The 19,369-nt window shown below is 62.3% G+C and carries 24 protein-coding genes; 13 read left to right on the top strand and 11 right to left on the bottom strand.

The features are described 5' to 3' along the window. Positions 1-129: 129 nt before the first annotated feature. Positions 130-645, top strand: coding sequence for a ZapG family protein (locus tag ACGLWX_RS02130; protein ID WP_396236918.1), 516 nt, complete (start codon positions 130-132; stop codon positions 643-645). Positions 646-713: 68 nt separating this feature from the next. Here the strand turns inward: ACGLWX_RS02130 and ACGLWX_RS02135 are convergent, their stop codons facing one another. Then, positions 714-1,475 carry a Nif3-like dinuclear metal center hexameric protein gene (locus ACGLWX_RS02135; RefSeq protein ID WP_396236919.1) on the bottom strand — a complete coding sequence of 254 codons (762 nt, stop codon included), beginning with the start codon at positions 1,473-1,475 and terminating at the stop codon, positions 714-716. A 198-nt stretch (positions 1,476-1,673) separates the two neighbouring features. Between ACGLWX_RS02135 and ACGLWX_RS02140 the strand changes: the two genes are divergently transcribed. Further along, positions 1,674-2,915, top strand: a complete 1,242-nt coding sequence (locus ACGLWX_RS02140; RefSeq protein WP_396236921.1) for a S1C family serine protease — start codon at positions 1,674-1,676, stop codon at positions 2,913-2,915. A 54-nt stretch (positions 2,916-2,969) separates the two neighbouring features. Here the strand turns inward: ACGLWX_RS02140 and hisD are convergent, their stop codons facing one another. From hisD to ACGLWX_RS02185, 9 genes are all read right to left on the bottom strand, one after another. Then, entirely contained in the window at positions 2,970-4,283 is a 1,314-nt protein-coding gene (gene hisD, locus ACGLWX_RS02145; protein ID WP_396236923.1) for a histidinol dehydrogenase, read from the bottom strand. Positions 4,284-4,293: 10 nt separating this feature from the next. Then, positions 4,294-4,950: an ATP phosphoribosyltransferase gene (gene hisG, locus ACGLWX_RS02150; RefSeq protein ID WP_252107526.1), complete on the bottom strand. Its 657-nt coding sequence runs from the start codon at positions 4,948-4,950 to the stop codon at positions 4,294-4,296. A 27-nt stretch (positions 4,951-4,977) separates the two neighbouring features. Beyond that, positions 4,978-6,240, bottom strand: a complete 1,263-nt coding sequence (gene murA / locus ACGLWX_RS02155; RefSeq protein WP_396236925.1) for a UDP-N-acetylglucosamine 1-carboxyvinyltransferase — start codon at positions 6,238-6,240, stop codon at positions 4,978-4,980. Positions 6,241-6,250: 10 nt separating this feature from the next. Next, entirely contained in the window at positions 6,251-6,502 is a 252-nt protein-coding gene (locus ACGLWX_RS02160) for a BolA family protein (RefSeq protein WP_263584305.1), read from the bottom strand. Between the two features lie 103 nt (positions 6,503-6,605). Continuing rightward, entirely contained in the window at positions 6,606-6,944 is a 339-nt protein-coding gene (locus ACGLWX_RS02165; RefSeq protein ID WP_396236927.1) for a lipid asymmetry maintenance protein MlaB, read from the bottom strand. Then, positions 6,941-7,600, bottom strand: a complete 660-nt coding sequence (locus ACGLWX_RS02170; RefSeq protein ID WP_396236929.1) for a phospholipid-binding protein MlaC — start codon at positions 7,598-7,600, stop codon at positions 6,941-6,943. Before ACGLWX_RS02170 ends, ACGLWX_RS02165 begins: the two co-directional genes overlap by 4 nt. 62 nt (positions 7,601-7,662) lie before the next feature. Continuing rightward, positions 7,663-8,127: an outer membrane lipid asymmetry maintenance protein MlaD gene (mlaD, locus tag ACGLWX_RS02175; protein WP_396236931.1), complete on the bottom strand. Its 465-nt coding sequence runs from the start codon at positions 8,125-8,127 to the stop codon at positions 7,663-7,665. 15 nt (positions 8,128-8,142) lie between these two features. After that, positions 8,143-8,943: a lipid asymmetry maintenance ABC transporter permease subunit MlaE gene (gene mlaE / locus ACGLWX_RS02180; RefSeq protein WP_396236933.1), complete on the bottom strand. Its 801-nt coding sequence runs from the start codon at positions 8,941-8,943 to the stop codon at positions 8,143-8,145. Further along, positions 8,943-9,764: an ABC transporter ATP-binding protein gene (locus ACGLWX_RS02185; protein ID WP_396236935.1), complete on the bottom strand. Its 822-nt coding sequence runs from the start codon at positions 9,762-9,764 to the stop codon at positions 8,943-8,945. The genes mlaE and ACGLWX_RS02185 overlap by 1 nt, the downstream gene beginning before the upstream one ends. 270 nt (positions 9,765-10,034) lie before the next feature. Between ACGLWX_RS02185 and ACGLWX_RS02190 the strand changes: the two genes are divergently transcribed. From ACGLWX_RS02190 to ACGLWX_RS02240, 11 genes are all read left to right on the top strand, one after another. Continuing rightward, positions 10,035-11,021 carry a KpsF/GutQ family sugar-phosphate isomerase gene (locus ACGLWX_RS02190; RefSeq protein ID WP_396236937.1) on the top strand — a complete coding sequence of 329 codons (987 nt, stop codon included), beginning with the start codon at positions 10,035-10,037 and terminating at the stop codon, positions 11,019-11,021. A 36-nt stretch (positions 11,022-11,057) separates the two neighbouring features. Further along, the gene (locus ACGLWX_RS02195) at positions 11,058-11,588 is read left to right on the top strand and encodes an HAD family hydrolase (RefSeq protein ID WP_252107517.1); all 531 of its coding nucleotides are present in this window, start codon (positions 11,058-11,060) and stop codon (positions 11,586-11,588) included. A gap of 83 nt (positions 11,589-11,671) precedes the next feature. Beyond that, positions 11,672-12,310, top strand: a complete 639-nt coding sequence (gene lptC, locus ACGLWX_RS02200; RefSeq protein ID WP_396236939.1) for an LPS export ABC transporter periplasmic protein LptC — start codon at positions 11,672-11,674, stop codon at positions 12,308-12,310. Positions 12,311-12,312: 2 nt separating this feature from the next. Then, entirely contained in the window at positions 12,313-12,804 is a 492-nt protein-coding gene (lptA, locus tag ACGLWX_RS02205) for a lipopolysaccharide transport periplasmic protein LptA (RefSeq protein ID WP_396236941.1), read from the top strand. Positions 12,805-12,814: 10 nt separating this feature from the next. Next, the gene (gene lptB, locus ACGLWX_RS02210; RefSeq protein WP_396236943.1) at positions 12,815-13,564 is read left to right on the top strand and encodes an LPS export ABC transporter ATP-binding protein; all 750 of its coding nucleotides are present in this window, start codon (positions 12,815-12,817) and stop codon (positions 13,562-13,564) included. Between the two features lie 105 nt (positions 13,565-13,669). Further along, positions 13,670-15,082, top strand: coding sequence for an RNA polymerase factor sigma-54 (locus ACGLWX_RS02215; RefSeq protein ID WP_396236945.1), 1,413 nt, complete (start codon positions 13,670-13,672; stop codon positions 15,080-15,082). An 81-nt stretch (positions 15,083-15,163) separates the two neighbouring features. Next, positions 15,164-15,472 carry a ribosome hibernation-promoting factor, HPF/YfiA family gene (gene hpf, locus ACGLWX_RS02220; protein WP_396236947.1) on the top strand — a complete coding sequence of 103 codons (309 nt, stop codon included), beginning with the start codon at positions 15,164-15,166 and terminating at the stop codon, positions 15,470-15,472. A 4-nt stretch (positions 15,473-15,476) separates the two neighbouring features. Further along, positions 15,477-15,947 (top strand): PTS sugar transporter subunit IIA, encoded by a 471-nt coding sequence (locus tag ACGLWX_RS02225; protein ID WP_396236949.1) that lies wholly within the window; start codon positions 15,477-15,479, stop codon positions 15,945-15,947. Between the two features lie 85 nt (positions 15,948-16,032). Continuing rightward, the gene (gene rapZ, locus ACGLWX_RS02230) at positions 16,033-16,980 is read left to right on the top strand and encodes an RNase adapter RapZ (RefSeq protein WP_396236951.1); all 948 of its coding nucleotides are present in this window, start codon (positions 16,033-16,035) and stop codon (positions 16,978-16,980) included. 19 nt (positions 16,981-16,999) lie between these two features. Beyond that, positions 17,000-17,269 (top strand): HPr family phosphocarrier protein, encoded by a 270-nt coding sequence (locus ACGLWX_RS02235; protein ID WP_396236953.1) that lies wholly within the window; start codon positions 17,000-17,002, stop codon positions 17,267-17,269. Between the two features lie 71 nt (positions 17,270-17,340). Beyond that, positions 17,341-17,880, top strand: a complete 540-nt coding sequence (locus ACGLWX_RS02240) for a hypothetical protein (RefSeq protein ID WP_396236955.1) — start codon at positions 17,341-17,343, stop codon at positions 17,878-17,880. A gap of 68 nt (positions 17,881-17,948) precedes the next feature. Here the strand turns inward: ACGLWX_RS02240 and pmbA are convergent, their stop codons facing one another. After that, on the bottom strand, positions 17,949-19,289 hold the full coding sequence (gene pmbA, locus ACGLWX_RS02245; RefSeq protein WP_396236957.1) for a metalloprotease PmbA: 1,341 nt from the start codon (positions 19,287-19,289) through the stop codon (positions 17,949-17,951). Positions 19,290-19,369: the final 80 nt, after the last annotated feature.

The following is a 19,369-nucleotide window of genomic DNA, read 5'->3' on the forward strand; positions in this document are numbered from 1 at the left end:
GACCTATTATACCCACGATACCCCCTTGGCGCATCGGCGCATTGACCCATAAGGCCTACAGACGCCTATAATGAAGTTTGCGTGAGCACTGCGCTTGAACTAATCCAACCTGGTTTTAGGGAGAAAACTGTGGAAGCAACCTCACCCTTGTTATTCGTACTTATCGGCCTGGTCATTGGTTTTTTGATCGGCCTTTTGTGCTATCGCCTCATGAGCAAAGGAGAACGCCATCGGGCATCACTGAAACAAACGCTTTTGGAGCGTGAACACCAGATTGCCGAGCTGAAAAAGGCCCAAGGACGTCACGTCAGCGAAGTTCGCCAGTGCCTCGATGCGATTCGCAGCCAAACCGAGGAGCTCGAGGACAAACTCGACGCCGGCACCGAGCAGTGGGAGCTGGCCCACACCACGGCCGCCCCCTTCGATGAGACCACCCAAGTGACAAAGCCCGCCGCCCCGGCAAAACCCTTAAAACCCGCCGCGCCGACGCCGGCTGACGCGACGCCAAAGAATCCGCAAGCGTCAGAGACCCCAACAACGCCACGCGACTACGCCGATGGCAAGGGCGGCACGCTCTCCGAGGAGTATGGCCTGAAAGATGCCAAGCCCAAGGAACCTGCCGTGGATCAGCCGCCACGCTATTAACGGTTTATCGCGGGAAAGCAAAAAAAGCGAGGGCGTCGAGCCCTCGCTTTTTTCGTTTCAAGCGGGTATCACGCCGGGTTATCGATATCCACGAAGCGGTGAGTCAGACCGTACTCGTCAGCCAGCCACTCGCCGAGCGCTTGGACGCCGTAGCGTTCGGTGGCGTGGTGGCCGGCAGCAAGGTAGTGAATACCCATTTCCCGAGCCAGATGCGTAGTGCGCTCGGAAATCTCGCCGGAGACGAACGCCTGAGCGCCCGCATCGAACGCCTGAGTGATCATGTCCTGGGCGCCGCCGGTGCACCAGGCGATGCGCTCGATACTCGCCACGCTCGTTGCCTCGATCACCGTAGGTGCGCGCGCGAGTACGGCTCCGACGCTGGCTGCAAGTGTTTGAATCGACTGCGACTCGGGTAGCCGGCCGGACCACAAGAGCCCCTCGCCCAGCTCGCCGTCGAGACACCCTTCCACCTTCCACCCCAGCCGCCGGGCGAGCTCGGCGTTGTTACCAAGTTCCACATGGGCGTCCAGCGGCAGGTGGTAGGCCAGCAGGTTGATGTCGTGATCGAGCAGCGTCTTGATGCGCCGGTACTTCATGCCGGTCAGCGCCACCGGCTCGTTTTTCCAGAAGTAGCCGTGATGCACCAATACCGCGTCCGCCTGCCAGGCCACGGCCTCGTCGAGCAGAGCCAGGCTTGCGGTGACGCCGGTCATGAGGCGGGTGATGGACTCTCGCCCCTGTACTTGAAGGCCGTTGATGGTGTAATCCTTGAAGCGCGAGGCGCGGAGCTGATGATCGAGGGCACTGGCTAGCTGATCGCGATTAACCACGTCGTCTCCTTTTAGAGCTAAGCTACTGAGGAAGGTGGGCAAAAGTGTTACTCTAACGGTTATTGCAGAGCTTCATGTTGTTTCACAACGTTATGTTGCCGCAAAACCTAATAGTGTAAAGCCCGCGCCGCGTTACCGCGAACCGGCACGTGGCTCCCCTCGAGACCCAGAGACCGCCAACGGCTGAGGATGTACCGCATGCACCGCTACGTGCTGCCCTATATATGGCCTATCGTGACCGGCGTCCTTTTGGCGGCGTTTTTACTGTTCCTTTTTCCGGACCACCTTCCCAACCCGTTTCGATCGACACCCGAGCCCGCGCCGCCGCAAGCGATGGTGCCGACCTCGCAGACCAGTACTGAGGCGCCGGAGCGCCCGCGCCCGGAAATTCGCCAGGCCGGCCCGCTTGATCGCAACCAGGGCCCGGCAAGCTACGCCGACGCGGTGGACCAAGCCGCCCCCGCAGTGGTCAACATCTACTCGTCGCGTATCGTCGAGCGCGATCAGCACCCACTGATGTCCGACCCTTTCTTTCAGCAGTTTTTCCGCGGCGATGACCCGACCGCACACCAGCGCATGCTGTCGAGCTTGGGCTCCGGGGTCATCATTAGCCAGGATGGCTACGTGCTGACCAACCACCACGTCATCAACGACGCCGACCAGATCCAGGTGGCACTGCGCGACGGGCGCGAAACTCTGGCCGACGTGGTCGGCACCGATCCGGAAAGCGATCTGGCGGTACTGCGTATCGATCTGGATGACCTGCCAGTGATCGAGCTAAGCGACTCCCAGGAAGTCGCCGTAGGCGACGTAGCGCTGGCCATCGGCAATCCATTCGGCGTGGGCCAAACGGTCACCATGGGCATCATCAGCGCGACCGGCCGAAGTCACTTGGGGCTCAACGCCTACGAGGATTTCATTCAAACCGACGCGGCGATCAACCCGGGCAACTCCGGCGGCGCGCTGGTCAACGCCGAAGGCGCGTTGGTGGGCATCAATACGGCGATTTTTTCGCGCTCAGGCGGTTCCCAAGGCATTGGCTTCGCCATTCCGGCGAATCTGGCCCATAGCATTTTGAACGAGCTGGTAACGCGCGGGCGGGTCATTCGGGGCTGGCTGGGCATCGAAGCACAGGCGCTTTCGCGGGAGCTGGCGGCGTCGTTTGGGCTGAGCACCCCGCAGGGCGTGATCGTGGCTGGCGTGGTAAGCGGTGGCCCTGCAGCCAAAGCAGGCCTTCAGCCTGGCGACGTGCTGCTCTCCATCGATAACCAGGCCATTCTGGATGCCCGCGCAACCATGAGCGACATCGCCTCGATCGCGCCGGGCACCTCGCTGCCGCTGACCGTGGTACGCAACGGCGAGAGCATCGAATTAACGCTGGAAGTGGGCGAGCGCCCCACGCCTACCGAAATGACCCTCGATCGGCGCGGGGAATCCTAGTAAAAGGCAGCGCCTGGCGCTGCCCAAAACTCCCGGGGTAAGCCTGACCGCTGATCAATCACGAATCCGGTATTCCGCCGAGCGGGCGTGCGCGGTGAGCGACTCGCCCCGGGCAAGCACGGACGCCGTTTTCCCCAGCGTCGAGGCGCCGTCGGCGGAGCAGTGGATGATCGACGAGCGCTTTTGAAAATCGAACACGCCCAAAGGCGATGAGAACCGCGCGGTGCCGGAGGTGGGCAGCACGTGATTCGGCCCGGCGCAGTAGTCTCCCAGCGCCTCGGCGGTGTAGCGGCCCATGAAAATCGCGCCAGCGTGGCGCACGTGCTCGACGAGCCGCTCGGGCTCGGCTATTGAGAGCTCCAGATGCTCGGGGGCAACGCGGTTGACCAGCGTCAGCGCCTCCTGCTCGTTTTGACACAGAATCAGCGCGCCGCGCCGAGAGAGCGACTCGCGCACGATCGCTTCGCGCTCGAGCGTTGGCAACAGCCGCTCGATCGCCGCTTGAACCGCATCGAGGTGCTCGGCGTCCCAGCTGACGAGAATCGCCTGCGCGTCCTCGTCGTGCTCGGCCTGGGAGAACAAATCCATCGCCAGCCACTCCGGGTCGGTCTGCCCGTCCGAGACCACGAGAATCTCGGAGGGCCCGGCGATCATGTCGATCCCAACCTGACCAAACACCGCGCGCTTGGCGGTGGCCACGTAAATATTGCCAGGCCCGACGATCTTGTCGACCCGCGGCACGCTTTCGGTACCAAACGCAAGCGCCGCGACCGCCTGGGCGCCGCCGATGGTGAAGACGTAGTCCACGCCTGCCAGGTGCGCCGCCGCCAGCACCAGTTCGTTGAGCACGCCGTCCGGCGTCGGCACGACCATCACGATCTCGCCAACACCCGCTACGTGGGCGGGTATAGCGTTCATCAGTACCGATGACGGATACGCTGCCTTGCCACCGGGCACATAGATGCCGGCGCGGTCGAGCGGCGTCACCTTTTGGCCCAGTACCGTGCCGTCCGGCTCTTCATACTGCCAGCCGCTGGGCTTTTGGTGCTCGTGGTAGCGCCGAATACGCTCGGCGGCGACGTTGAGCGCCTCGCGCTGATCCGGTGGCAGGCCGTCGAAAGCGGCCTTGAGCCGCTCAGGCGAAAGGCACAGCTCGGATATGTGCGAAACGTCAACGCGATCGAACCGGTTGGTCGCCTCGATTACCGCCTGGTCGCCGCGGGTTTTGACATCGGCGAGGATGGCGCTTACCCGCGCCTGGACCTCTTCGTTGGAGACCCCTTCCCAGTCAAGCAGCGCGTCGAGCGCTGCATCGAAGGTGCCGTCGGCGGTAGAGAGCCGATTGATCAAGGCCGCTTTGTCACTCATCGAACACCTCTCAGGATTGGGCAGACGCTGCCTGGCGCTTTGAAACCGCGTCCTGCAGCCGTGAAAGCAAGGGCTTGATACGATCGTGCTTCATCGTCATGGCGGCCTTGTTAACGACCAGCCGCGTGCTGATCTCGGCGATCAGTTCCCGCGGCTCCATGCCGTTGGCACGCAGCGTGTTGCCGGTATCGACGATATCGACGATCTCGTCGGCCAGGTTCATCAGCGGCGCAAGCTCCATGGCGCCGTAGAGCTTGATCACCTCGGCCTGAATACCCTGTTCAGCGTAGTAACGTCTGGCCACGTTGACGAACTTGGTAGCGACCCGGCGACGCGCTTTCAAGGGCGCCTGCCCGGTGACGCCGGCGGTCATTAGCTTACAGCGAGCAATGTCGAGATCGACGGGCTCGTAGAGCCCTTCGGCGCCGTGCTCGAGCAGTACGTCCTTACCGGCAATACCCAAATCCGCGGCGCCGAGCTGCACGTAAGTAGGCACATCTGTGGCGCGAATGACGACCAGCTTGACATCGCTCAAGTTGGTATCGAATAACAGCTTGCGGCTTTTGCCGAGATCCTCCGCCGGCGTAATGCCGGCGTCGGCCAGAAGCGGCAGCGTCTCTTCCAGAATGCGCCCCTTGGAGAGCGCCAGAATCAGTTGCTTACTCATGGTTTAGGCCAGTGGTTGGTCGCGTGGCTAGCCGGGAATGCGGCGAATCTTCGCCCCCAGCAACTGCATTTTTTCTTCGATGCACTCGTAGCCGCGGTCGATATGGTAGATGCGGTCCACCAGCGTCTCGCCTTCGGCCATCATTGCCGCAATCACGAGAGAGGCCGAGGCGCGAAGGTCGGTCGCCATCACCGGCGCGCCGGAGAGCCGGTCGACTCCGGTGATCAGCGCCGCGTTGCCTTCGAGCGCGATGCTCGCGCCCATGCGGTTGAGCTCCTGAACGTGCATGAAGCGATTCTCGAAGATGGTTTCCACCACCCGCGAGTGGCCCTCGGCCACGGCGTTCATGGCCACGAACTGCGCCTGCATGTCGGTGGGAAACGCCGGATACGGCGCGGTGCGAATATTGACCGCCTTCGGGCGCTTGCCGTGCATGTCGAGCTCGATCCAGTCCTCGCCGCAGGTGATATCCGCCCCCGCCTCCTCGAGCTTGGCGAGCACCGCCTCCAGAATATCGGCCCGCGTACGCGTCACTTTCACTCGGCCGCCGGTCATCGCCGCCGCGACCAAAAAGGTGCCGGTTTCGATACGATCCGGCATGACGTCGTGCTCGCAGCCGTGAAGCGACTCGACTCCTTCGATCACGATGGTATCGGTGCCGTGACCCTTGATATTCGCGCCCATTTTGATCAGACACTCGGCCAAATCCACGACTTCCGGCTCGCGGGCGGCGTTTTCCAGCACCGTTTTGCCCTCGGCGAGCGTGGCCGCCATGAGCAGGTTTTCAGTGCCGGTGACGGTGACGGTATCGAAGTAGATCGTCGCGCCTTTAAGACGGCCATCGACGCTTGCACGAATGTAGCCGGCTTCGACGCGGATGTTCGCGCCCATCGCCTCCAGCCCGCGAATGTGCAGATCCACCGGGCGCGAGCCGATCGCGCAGCCACCGGGAAGCGACACGTCGGCCTGACCGAAGTGGGCAAGCAGCGGGCCGAGCACCAAAATAGAGGCGCGCATCTTCTTGACCAGCTCATAAGGCGCGTGACATTCGGTGACCTGGGAGCCGTCGAGCTGGATGCTCAAACGCTCGCCCATCACCGGCTCGACGCCCATGCGGCCCAAAAGCTCGAGGGTGGTAGTGATGTCCTGCAAGTGCGGCAGGTTGCCGATCACGACCGGCCCTTTCGAAAGAAGACTGGCGCAAAGAATGGGAAGTGCGGCGTTTTTCGCGCCGCTCGCCCACACTTCGCCATCAGCGCGGCCGTTGCCGGTAATCAGGAGTTTATCCATGCGCCGCCTCTTATTGGGCGTTTTCCGGCGCGGTTTGCCACTGCGCCGGAGTATAGGTTTTGATACTGATCGCGTGCAGCGCGCCGGAGGCGATTTCGTCGCTCAGCGCCTGATACACCAGCTGCTGGCGCTTGACCGGCGAAAGCCCTTCGAAGGCCTCCCCCACGGCAACTACCTGAAAGTTGCAACCTTCCCCCTGAATATGAAAGTCACATCCGTCGATGCGGGATTCAAGCAGCGCTTTTACCTCGTTGGGTTGCATGAGACAGAAAACTCCTCTGGGGACGTCGGTGAATTGAAAATCGGTCGTGGAAAAACGGAGCCGACATCATAAAGAAAAGCGCCGCGCTTGGCGATGGGCGGGGTCAGGCGGTCAGCGCGTGATGGGGGTGAGCCACCAGTTCGTCGAGCTCGGCCAGAACGGCGAGCCGCATCAAAGGCTCGGAAAGCGTGATCCGCTCTACATCGAGTTCGCGCTCACGACAGGTACGAAGCCATTCGAGCAGCACGCTGATGGCGACGCTCGAGGCCATCTGTACGCCGGAAAAATCGAAGGCGACCCTGGAGGTCGCCTCGTTTTCGAGCCACTGCGTACCCGCGGCGGCCACGCTGGCCGCCACGCTCATGGTCAGGTCGCCTTCAACGACGAGCTCCTCGCTTGATTGGCTGAGCGTGACGCCGCCGTGCTGTAACAGCTGACTCACGCATCGCCTCCACGCTCGAGCTCGTCGACACCCACTTCCGGCGCCCAGTTTTGAATGACCGCGTCGTAGTCGCGGTTTTGCTGACGCATCGCCTGATCGAACTGATTGCGGAACGTCAGCCCCAGGTTGATGCCGTTGACGATGACGTTGACGACCTTCCATTCGCCGTTGGCAAGGCGCAGGCTGTAGCTGACCGGATAGACTTGGCCGTTGGTGGCGATGACTTCCATATCGACACTGGCCTGGTCGTCGTAGCGCTGGCCGCGCTGGTTGTCGAGTACGCGCAGGTCTTCATAGTCGTAGGTGACCAGACCCTTGGCGTAGGTGTTGATCAGCGTTTGACGAAACACCTGGGCGAAGCGGCTGCGCTGATCCGGCGTGGCGTTCTGGAAGTAGCTACCCATAACGCTGGCGCCGATATAGCGAAAATCCGCCACTTCGTCGAGGGTGTCATCGACGACGTCCTTGAGCTCGTCGATGTTGTTGGCGTAGTAGTCCTTGCGCCCTTCCAGGCGCGACATGAAGCTTGTGACGTTGTCACGAATCATGGCCTCTGGCGACTGGCTTTGGGCGCTGGCGGTCAGCGGAAGTGCAAAGACTACCGCCGCCAGCAGCGCGGTTAGCCAGTAACGGAGCGGATGTTGGATCGTTTGCATGGCACTTACCTCTTTGTGAGTGTCGATCTTTTGAGTGTTGATCTGCCTGCACGGTTCAGCCGTTAGCTGCCCGCCATGTTGGAAACGAACTGCTGGATGAGCTCCTCGAGCACCAATGCCGACTGAGTATCGCGGATCACGCCGCCATCCTCGAGCATCTCCGGGGAGCCGCCGACGCTAAGCCCAATGTACTGCTCGCCCAGAAGCCCCGCGGTCAAGATCGCCGCGGTCGAGTCCTGGGAGAGCTGGCCTTCCAGCTCGCTGTTTAAGCTAAGCACCACGCGGGCATCGTACCAGTCGGTATCGAGATCGATGGATTCGACCCGGCCGACGGTCACCCCGGCCATGGTGACGCGGGCCCGCGGTTTTAGACTACCGATATTGGCAAAGTTGGCTTCAAGCTGAAACGTTTGCGTCGGCGCTGACAGCGACAGCCCGCTGACCCGAAGGCCCAGGAACACCAGCCCGACAATGCCCGCAAGCATGAACAGCCCCACGCCGAATTCCATGGTTTTACTGCGTTTCATCAACGTGCTCCGCTATCAAAGGCCGCCGAACATCACGGCGGTAAGTACAAAATCGAGCCCCAACACCGCTAGAGACGAGTACACGACGGTGCGGGTAGTGGCGCGGGAAATCCCCTCGGAGGTGGGCACCAGGTCATACCCCTGGAACACCGCGATCCAGGTCACCACCAGCGCGAACACCAGGCTTTTGATCATGCCGTTGCCTACATCGACGATGAAGGAGACGCTGGCCTGCATGTTGCTCCAGTAGGAGCCCTCGAACACGCCCAGCCACTCGACGCCAACGAGGTAGCCGCCGTAAATGCCCACGACGCTAAACCCAACGGTGAGAATGGGCAGTGCGACGAACCCGGCCCAGAGTCTGGGCGCGACCACGCGCTTGAGCGGGTCGACGCCGATCATCTCCATGCTGGTGAGCTGCTCGGTCGCCTTCATCAGGCCAATTTCGGCGGTCAACGCCGAGCCCGCGCGCCCGGCAAAGAGCAAGGCGGCCACGACCGGGGCCAGTTCGCGCAGTAGTGACAGCGCCACCATCTGCCCCAGCGCCTGCTCGGCGCCGAAATCGACCAGAATAGTATAGCCCTGTAGCGCCAGCACCATGCCGATAAAGAGCCCGGAGACGAGCACGATGGCAAGCGACAGCACGCCCACGAAGTGCATCTGGCGAAGCCATAACGAAAACCCTTCCCTGGAAGGGACGCCGATGCCTGCCTGGGCGAGAAACGTGCCGGCCCGGCCCAATGCCTCGACGGTTTCGCACACCTTGCGGCCGAAGCGCGTGATGCGGCGGCTGGCTTGCGTTAGTAGTGACCGCATCATCCTGTCCTTTTGGGGTGCGACTGCCCCAGCATGTCGCTATAAAATCCCGGCGCCGGGTAGTGAAACGGCACCGGGCCGTCCGGCTGGCCGTGAACGAACTGGCTCACCCGCGGGTCTTCGCTGTTATCGAAGGTGTCCGGCGTGCCCTCGGACACGACCTGGCCGTCGGCGATCAAATAAAGGTAGTCGGCAATGCTCAGCGTCTCCTTGATATCGTGAGACACCACCACCGACGTCAGCGCGAGCGCTTCGTTGAGCCGTTTGATGAGCTGCACCAGCACGCCCATCGAAATCGGGTCCTGGCCAACGAAGGGCTCATCATAGAGCACCAGCTCCGGGTCGAGTGCAATGGCGCGCGCCAGCGCCACGCGCCGGGCCATGCCGCCGGAAAGCTCGGCAGGGGTTAAATTGCGGGCGCCGCGAAGCCCTACGGCCTGCAGCTTCATGAGCACCAGATCGCGAATCATGGCATCCGGCAGGTCCGTGTGAACTCTTAGCGGAAACGCAACGTTTTCGAACACGTTCAGGTCCGAAAACAGCGCCCCGCTTTGAAACAGCATGCCCATGCGCTTTCGCAGTGTAAACAGTGCCTTGCGCGACAGCCGATGCACGTCCTGGCCATCGATCAAAATCCGTCCGCGATCAGGGGTGAGCTGCCCGCCAATGAGCTTTAAAAGCGTTGTCTTGCCCGTGCCGCTTGGCCCCATGATGGCGGTGATCTGACCGTGCGGAATACGAAGATTCACGCCGCGAAAGATGTCGTGGTCACCGCGGGAGAAGTGCAGATTGTCGATTTCAATGAAGGGCGCGGGAGTCATGGGTGGATAAACCCTCCTCTTGGGGCGGATAGCTGACCAACTAACCGCAAACGCAGGAACGCGGGCTCATCAGGACCGGCTTGCTAAAAAAACAGTGTTTTCGAATAGTAGCGAACATTGTACCTTAACGCTACCTGTCGCCGCTTTAGCCAACGCGCAAATCCTTGACGTCAAAGGCGCTAACGCCTTGTTAAAATGGCCGTACCAGTGCGCCAGCGCAAAATGCTATTCTAGAGCGCTGCCCCCGACATCTTTTCTCAAGAGGCCCTCATGCCCGCGTTTCACGGCACCCCCGGCGCTTTACGCGAAAGCGCTCTGCGCACGCTTCAGATCGAGCAGGCCGCCATTGGCGAGCTCCAGGAAAAACTGGACGAACATTTCGACCGGGCCTGCGCCCTGATTCTCGCCTGCCAGGGGCGCGTCGTGGTGACTGGCATGGGTAAATCCGGCCATATCGCCGGCAAACTGGCCGCCACGCTTGCCAGCACCGGAACGCCGGCGTTCTTCGTCCACCCAGGCGAGGCCAGCCATGGCGACTTGGGCATGATTACTCGTGCCGACGTGGTCATCGCGCTGTCCAACTCCGGCGAAACCGCTGAGGTCACGGCATTGCTGCCGCTTTTGAAGCGTCTGGGCGTGCCCTTGATCAGCATGACCGGCCGGCCAGACTCCACGCTTGGCACCCACGCCGACGCCCATCTAAACAGCGGCGTTGCCCGCGAGGCGTGCCCGCTGGACCTCGCCCCGACCAGTTCGACCACCGCCGCCCTTGCGCTGGGCGATGCGTTGGCGGTGGCGCTTTTGGAAGCGCGCGGCTTCACCGCCGAGGATTTCGCGCTGTCCCACCCCGGCGGCAGTCTCGGCAAGCGCCTGCTTCTGCGCGTTAAGGATTTGATGCACAGCGGCGATCGCCTGCCGACAGTGGCGCTCGGCAGCCCGCTGCGCGATGCGCTGCTAGAGATCACCCGCCAAGGGCTCGGTTTTACCTGCGTGGTCGACGACCAGGGGCGCCTTGCCGGCGTCTATACCGATGGTGATCTGCGCCGCACCCTCGACGAGCATCATGATCTTCGCGACGTCAGCGTTGATGAAGTGATGACCCGGCCGGGCAAGCGCGTAGGGCCCAACATGCTCGCCGCCGAAGCGGTGCGCCTGATGGAAGATAGCCGTATCACGGCGCTGGCGGTCGTGGATGAACACGAGCGCCCGATCGGTGCCTTACACATGCACGACCTGCTCTCTAGCGGCGTGATTTGATCGACGCTTTTTTCTACTGATGATAACGGAGTTCCCATGGCCGTACCCGACGCTCTCAACGACCGCCTTCGCAACGTTCGCCTGCTCGCCATCGATGTGGATGGCGTGCTGACCGATGGACGCCTCTATTTCCAGGCCGACGGCATCGAGATCAAGGCGTTTCACACCCAGGATGGGCACGGGCTGAAGCTCTTGAAACGCGCAGGCTTCCACGTCGCGCTGATTACCGGGCGCGACTCTCCCATGGTCAGCCAGCGCGCCGCCGCGCTCGGCATTACCCACGTCCACCAGGGGGTCGAGGACAAGCTCGCCACGCTCAAAGCGCTCTGCTCGCGGCTATCGCTGGATATCGATCAGGTGGCCTACTGCGGCGACGACCTGCCGGATCTCAAGTGCATCAAGCGCTCAGGCGTCGGCATCACCGTTCCCAACGCGCCGGACTACATGCACACCCACGCCGACTGGATCACCGATTCGCTCGGCGGTCACGGCGCGGTACGCGAAATCTGCGACACGCTGCTGATGGCTCAGGGCCATTGGGACGCGGTGATGGATACCTATTTATAATCCTTCGGCAGCGAGTATCACACGCGCCATTCACCGGCTCTCCTCGACGGAGGCCGCCCTTGAAACGACCCTGAGGTAACGCGATGCCGGGCTCGACGGCAAGACGGATCAAAAAGCGCCTTTGGCTTCCCGCCCTGGTCATCGCCTTGGGCGCTTGGCTTGTGTGGCTGGACCCGGGCGGCCCGGCCACCGTCGCGGTCGATCCGGACGTGCAGCGCGAAGAGCCTGGCCACGTGCTCGAAAACGCAAGGCTGACGCTTTTCAACGACACCGGCGGCGTCTCCCAGCGTCTTGACACGCCGCGCCTGGTACACACGCCCCAGCGCGCGCTGACCGAGATCGAGGCGCCGCGGGCAACGCTTTATGACAGCGAGCAGCGCCAGTGGCTTGCCAGCGCCGATCACGGCACGCTGCAAAACGAGCGTCAGACGCTGATCATGGAGGGCAACGCCCGGCTGCTCGCCCCGGACGAAGGCTGGCAGCTCGATACCGAGCGCCTACACTACGAGGGTCTCGAGCGTCACGCCTATACCGAGGCGCCGGCGCTTTTGCAGCAGCCGCCCCAGCGCATGAGCGCAGAGCGCATGGATGTCTGGCTCGATGAAAGCCAAGTACGCATGAGCGACAACGTGCGCGGCACGCATCCGCCGGTTCAAGCGCGACAAGCCGCCGACCCGACACCTCAGGACCCTACCGTTTCGGATTCCACCTTGCAGGAGTAGTTATGCACGCTTATTTACGAATCGCACTGCTGAGTCTGGCCCTGCCGCTGACCGCCCAGGCGCAAACCAGCCAGGCGCCCGTCGAAGTGGAAGCCGACCGGCTCGACCTCGACCAGCGTGCGGGCACCGCGGTCTATTCCGGCAACGTCAATATTCGCCAGGGCGAGATGCAGATTCGCGGCGATCGCGTAGAGATCACGCGCAACGATGCCGGCGAGCTCTCCCAAGCCACCGCCACCGGCGAGCGCGCCTACCTTCGCAACCAGCTCGAAGGCGAGCCGGCGCCAATGGAAGGCTGGGCGCGGCGAATCATTTATCACGTCAGCGAGCGCCGGGTCGAGCTGATCGACCAGGCCGAGCTCACCCAGCGCAGCGACCGCTTTCAGGGCGGGCGGCTCGAGTATTTCATCGATCGCGAAGTGGTTCAGGCGCGCTCTGACGTCAGCGGCGGTGAAAACCAGCGCATTCGCATGACGCTGCAGCCGGCGCAATAGGAGAGTCACCGTGTCGAGCACCCAACCCGAAGCGGTCAAAACGCTTCACGCCCGCCATCTGGCCAAGAGCTACAAACGCCGCCGGGTGGTCAAGGATATCAACCTGGAGATCACTCAGGGCAGCGTCGTGGGGCTGCTCGGCCCCAACGGGGCGGGCAAGACCACCTCGTTTTACATGATCGTCGGGCTGGTCAAGGCGGATGCCGGAAGCGTAGGTATCGACGAGCTGGATTTGACCCGAGCACCGATGCACGAGCGCGCCATCGCCGGTATCGGCTACCTGCCCCAGGAGGCGTCGATCTTTAGAAAGCTCTCGGTGGCCGACAACATCATGGCCATTCTGGAGACGCGCAAGGAGCTGGACCGAGCCGCCCGCCAGGCGCGTTTGGAGCAGCTGCTGGAAGATTTTCACATCACCCATATTCGTGACAATCTGGGTATGAGCCTTTCCGGCGGCGAGCGGCGCCGAGTAGAAATCGCCCGGTCGCTGGCCACCGATCCGGCCTTCATCCTGCTCGACGAACCCTTCGCCGGGGTGGACCCGATTTCGGTCGGCGAGATCAAGTCGATCATCCTCGCGCTCAAGGCGCGCCATATCGGCGTGCTGATCACCGACCACAATGTCCGCGAGACGCTGGATATTTGCGACATCGCCTATATCGTCGGCGACGGCCACATCATTGCAAGCGGTAACGCCGAGGCGATTCTAAACGACCAGAAGGTGCGCGAGGTCTATCTGGGGGCGGATTTTCGTCTCTAACTCGGTGACAACCATAAAGTTCCGGTTAGTGGCATATTTATTGCACTTGCGTCGAACTCCGTCTCGCTCTAGTGTGGAGCTTTACGAGTAACGAGTGGTTCTTCGATGGTCATGAAAGCTTCTCTACAGCTGCGCGTCGGTACGCAGCTGACCATGACACCGCAGTTGCAGCAGGCCATCGCCCTGCTGCAGCTCTCGACGTTGGACCTGCGCCAGGAGATCCAGCAGGCGCTCGACGCCAACCCGCTTTTGGAGCAGGAAGACGAGTTCGGCGAAGAGAAAACCCTGGAAACGCCGGAAACCGAGTGGGAAGAGAGCATCCCCCAGGAGCTTGCCACCGACAGCGAATGGTCCGACACCTACCAGGACATGGCCGCAGGCGGTAGCGGCGAAGGCCCGGATTTCGAGCGCCAGGCCGCAGGGCAAAGCCTCCAGGGGCACCTGTTGTGGCAGTTGGCGATGACGGATACCAGCCCCCGGGACTACGCCATTGCCGAAAGTCTGATCGATGCGCTGGACGCCAACGGCTATCTGACCCAACCGCTTAACGACATTCGCGAAGGCCTCAAGGCCCAGGGTCTCGATGGCCTGAGCCAGCGGGAGGTGGAAAACGTCCTGCTGCGCGTGCAGCAGTTCGAGCCCACTGGCGTGTTCGCCCGCGATTTGCGCGAGTGCCTGTTGCTTCAGCTGGCGGCACTCGCCGACGACACCCCGCTTCTGATGCAGGCGCGGCGCCTGGTGCGTCAGTTTCTAGAGGCACTAGGCAAAAACGACCTGCGCCTATTGAAACGCCGCCTGAGCCTAGACGACGAGCAGCTCGACGACGTCGTCCGGCTAATTCGAAGCCTCGACCCGCGCCCGGGCAGCGCCTTCGGCGCCACCAACCAAAGCTACATCACCCCGGATCTGGTGGTTCGCCACGACCAGGAAGGCTGGCATCTCGAGCTCAACCCGGAGGCGCTGCCCAAACTGCGTGTGCAGCCGGACTACGCCAGCCTCATCAAACGCGCCGACAAGAGTCAGGACAACCAGTTTTTGAAGGAGCACCTGCAGGAGGCGCGCTGGCTGATCAAGAGTCTGTCGAGTCGAAACGACACCTTGCTTCGCGTTGGCCGCGAAATCATCACTCGTCAGATCGGCTTTCTCGAGCGCGGTGAAGAGGCGATGAAGCCGCTGATTCTCGCCGATATCGCCGAAGCGGTGGAGATGCACGAATCGACGATCTCGCGGGTAACGACGCAAAAATATATTCACACGCCCCGCGGCGTGTTCGAACTCAAGTACTTTTTCTCGAGCCAAGTCAGCGGACAGGATGGCGGCGACAGCCATTCCAGCACCGCGATCCGCGCCCGGCTCAAAAAGCTGATTCAAGAGGAAACGCCGGGCAAACCGCTGTCGGACAGCCACCTGGTCACGCTGCTTGAGGCCAACGGCATCAACGTGGCCAGACGTACCGTGGCCAAATACCGCGAAGCGATGGGCATTCCCTCCTCCAGCGAGCGGCGCCGTTTACGTTAAACGGGAAACTTGCCGGCAGGGCTTTGCAATGACGGAAAAAGGGTTACAATCGAAGAACAGTCCTGGATTAGGAGCACGTCGATGCAAGTGAACATTACCGGTCATCACCTGGAACTGACAGACGCCCTGCGTGACTACGTCAACGAGAAACTCGAGCGTATCGAACGCCATTACGACAACATCACCACCGTGCACGTGACGCTGTCGATCGAAAAGGAGCGTCAGCAAGCCGCCTGTACGCTGCACGCTTCCGGCGCCGACGTACACGCCGAAGCTCAGGACAACGACATGTATGCCGCCATCGACGCCCTGGCCGACAAGCTCGACCGCCAACTGGTAAAACACAAGGAAAAAGCACAGGCCCGCGCCCAGGGCGCTGGCGTGCGTTAATTCAATGACCCTGGAAACCATACTCCCCCCGGAGCGCGTGCTGTTCGACGTCCCCGGGGGCAGCAAAAAGCGTGTGCTGGAGTTCTTCAGCACGTTCATCGCCCAAAACACACCGAGCCTGGATAGCCAGGAAGTCTTTAGCCGCTTGATCGGCCGCGAGCGCCTTGGCAGCACCGGCATAGGGAACGGGGTCGCAATCCCCCACGCCCGAAGCCCACACTGCAGCGCGCCGATCGCCGGCTTTTTAAAGCTCGCCGAGCCGGTGGATTTCGACGCCATCGACGGCGACCCGGTCGATTTGGTGTTCGTGCTGCTGGTACCGGAAGAGGCGGACGATACGCATCTGACGCTTTTGGGGCAGGTCGCCACCATCATGAACGACGCCACGACCCGCGCGCAGTTTCGTAAGTGTGAAAGCCAGCGCGAGCTTCTAGAGCTGGTCACCGCCCGCATTCGCGAGCAGGAAAAGCGGTAACCACCGCCCTCGTTTTCCCGGCCCCTTCAATTGTGCTTACGCCCGGCGTGCCGATTAATGCGCTCACTGACCGAAGAGAGACACGATGCAACTTGTGATCATCAGCGGCCGCTCCGGGTCGGGGAAGTCCATTGCGCTGCAAGCGCTGGAAGATTTGGGCTACTACGCCATCGACAACCTGCCGGCAATGCTATTGGGCTCGCTGGTCGAGGAGCTTGGCCAGCAGGGTGAGCGCACGCACTTGGCGGTGAGCATCGATGCACGCAACCTGCCTACCGCACTTGAGCGCTTTCCGGCGCTGCTCCAGGACATCAAAAGCGGCAGCACCCGCGTTCAGGTCATTTACCTGACCACCGATGCGCGCACGCTGCTCGAGCGCTACTCCGCCACCCGGCGGCGCCACCCGCTTACTCGCGACAGCGACATGACCCTGGAAGAGGCGATCTCCCAGGAGGAGCAGACGCTGTTCGGCATTCGCGAGCTGGCCGATCTGATGATCGACACGTCGCGGCTCACGGTCCACGACCTGCGCCGACGCATCACCGACCAGCTCGGGCACCAGCGCCAAAGCCAGCTTACGCTGACGCTTGAGTCCTTTGGCTACAAACGCGGGGTGCCGCTGGACGCCGATATCGTCTTCGACATTCGCTGCCTGCCCAACCCCTACTGGGATCCGACGCTGCGCCCCCACACGGGTCGCGATAGCGAAATCATCGGCTTTCTGGAGACCTACTCGGTGGTCGGCGACATGCGCCAGGACATTCTCGACTGGCTTGAGAAGTGGCTGCCCGCCTACCAGAATAGCCAGCGCAGCTACATGACCGTCGCGATCGGCTGCACCGGCGGCCAGCACCGCTCGGTCTACATGGTCGACCGGCTGGCCGAGGATCTGGTCGCCTCGCGTGGCGGCGTTCAAGTGCGTCACCGCGAGCTGGGGCTTCACTTTAGCCTGAACGACACAATGGATTCGCCCGCGGCCATTGATACCACCTCACCAACATCGCGCCAGGGCCGGACGCCGGGGCGAGAATAAGCAACAAATAGGGAAACAGGTGCCAGAAAGACGTTTGACACTGACCAACCAGCGCGGCCTGCACGCCCGCGCCGCCACCAAACTCGTGACCTGCGCGCAGCGTTTCGAGTCGAAAGTGCACGTCTACCGGCAGACTCAGAAAGCCGACGCCGCCAATATCATGTCGCTTTTGATGCTGGCCGCGCCCTGCGGCACCCAGCTCGTTGTCGAAGCCACCGGTGACGATGCCGAGGCGGCGCTGGACGCACTTCAGGCGCTGTTCGAGGCGCGCTTCGACGAAGACGCCTGATCCCTTCCCTGGGCACCACACCTTTCATCGATCGGTTCGCAGCGGCCGATGCTCATCTATCGGGCCCAATTATGCAGCTCATTCAAACCGGCAAGTACTCACGGGTTTATTTCGACCCGGCCCGCGATCACTTCATCAAGACCTTTCATCCCAAGGCCTTCGACCGGCTGCGCTATCTAACACGCGTTCGCCCTTACCCCGGGCACAACTTCGCCCTGGTTGCCGCGCGTCTGGAGGCGCTGGATATCGCCACGCCGCGCATCGTCGAGGCCAGCTCCTACCGGCTGGTCACTGATAACGTTCACGGCGAGCCACTCAGGGCTCACATTCTCGACTATCCAAATCTACAGGAACAGTATCTCGACGCGCTGGTCGCCTTCGATCGCGAGGGTATTCACTGTCGCGGCCTGCATACCGAGAATTTTTTGGTCCATGAGGGGCGCATAGTGGCCATCGACCTCGACGCCTATAAGCTGCCGCGCTGGCGGCGCTACCCCCGGCGGGAGTATCTGGACTGCCTCAGCCGCTCGCTCGCCGGGCCCGAGTACTTTTTGTTCGAGCGCCTGCTCGAGCGCCTGAACCTCGATGCGCAGTATCGCTCCAAAAGCTGATTTTAAAGGCCGCCCATAAAAAAACCCGCGACACCGCTCGGGCGGTCGCGGGCTATCATTGCCTTTGTCTAGTCGCCGGCGACGGTCATGGCATCGACCAGCCAGCTGCCGGTGTGGATGCTGCCTCGGGTATCGATGTCGTCGCCCAGCGCCTGGAGGCCCTTGAACATCGTCATCAGATTACCGGCGATGGTGAACTCTTCGACCGGGTACTGAATCTGACCGTTCTCGACCCAAAAACCCGCGGCGCCGCGAGAGTAGTCGCCGGTCACGCTGTTCACGCCCTGGCCCATCAGCTCGGTCACCAGTACGCCGCGCCCCATGCGCGAAAGCAGCGCCTCCGGGCTTTCCTGCGGTGCCGCGAGACGGATATTGCGCGCTCCGCCGGCGTTGCCGGTGGTGGTCATACCCAGACGCCGCGCGCTGTAGGACGAGAGCATATAGCTTGCGATGCGCCCGTCTTCGATAAAGCGGTTATGACGGGTTTGCACGCCTTCACCATCAAAAGGTGAGCTTGCCATGGCGCCGACTTCCAGCGGGCGCTCCTCGAGGCTGAACCACTCGGGAAACAGCGGCTCACCGAGCTTATCGCACAAAAAAGACGCTTCGCGGTAGAGCGCGCCGCCGGCCAGCGCCCCCATCAAGTGACCCACCAGCCCTGATGCCAAGGAAGGGTCGAACAGCACTGGGAACGTGCCGGTGGGCGGGCGTTTGGCGCCAAGCCGGCGCAGGGTACGCCGGGCCGCTTCGCGCCCCACGCTTTGCGGGTCTCTCAGCGCGCGCGGGTCGCGGGCACTGGTGTAGTCATAGTCGCGCTGCATGCCGTGCTCGTCCTGGGCGATCAGCATGCAGGAGAGCGAGTGGCTGCTGCCCTTTTGCGTACCCACGAAGCCGTGGCTGTTGGCGTAAACCCGTACGCCCTCGCCGCTTGAAAGCGAAGCGCCTTCGGACTGATGAATACCGGCCACTTCGCTTCCGGCGCGCTCGCAGGCAAGCGCAAGTTCGGTGGCGCGCTCGGTATCCAGCGCCCAGGGGTGGTGCACGTCGAGATCCGGCAGGTGGGTGGCCATCAGCGAGGCCTCGGCGAGTCCCGCCGCCGGGTCCTCGCCAGTATAGCGCGCAATCGACAGCGCCTTCTCGACCGCCGCTTTAATCGAAGCGGAACTTGCGTCACTCGACGACGCGCTACCTTTGCGGCTGCCCACGTAAAGCGTGACCGCGATGCCCTGATCGCGGGAAAGCTCGACGGTTTCGACCTCGCCTTGACGCACGCTCACCGACAGCCCCTGGTCGACGCTGGCGCCTACCTCGGCCTGGTCGGCGCCCAACTTTTTGGCCAGCGCCAAAGCCTCTTCGGCCCGCGCGACGAGCTCTTGCTGCTGCGCGGCCGCGTCGAATGCCTGTGCCATAACGTTCTCCTTATCGCCGCTGTCGCGGGCGGATCAATGTAAGGGTCGCAGCTGGTATACTAGCCGGCGACAAATCTATC

It is taken from the genome of Halomonas sp. HMF6819, from assembly GCF_044335525.1.
Taxonomy (GTDB): Bacteria; Pseudomonadota; Gammaproteobacteria; order Pseudomonadales; family Halomonadaceae; genus Vreelandella.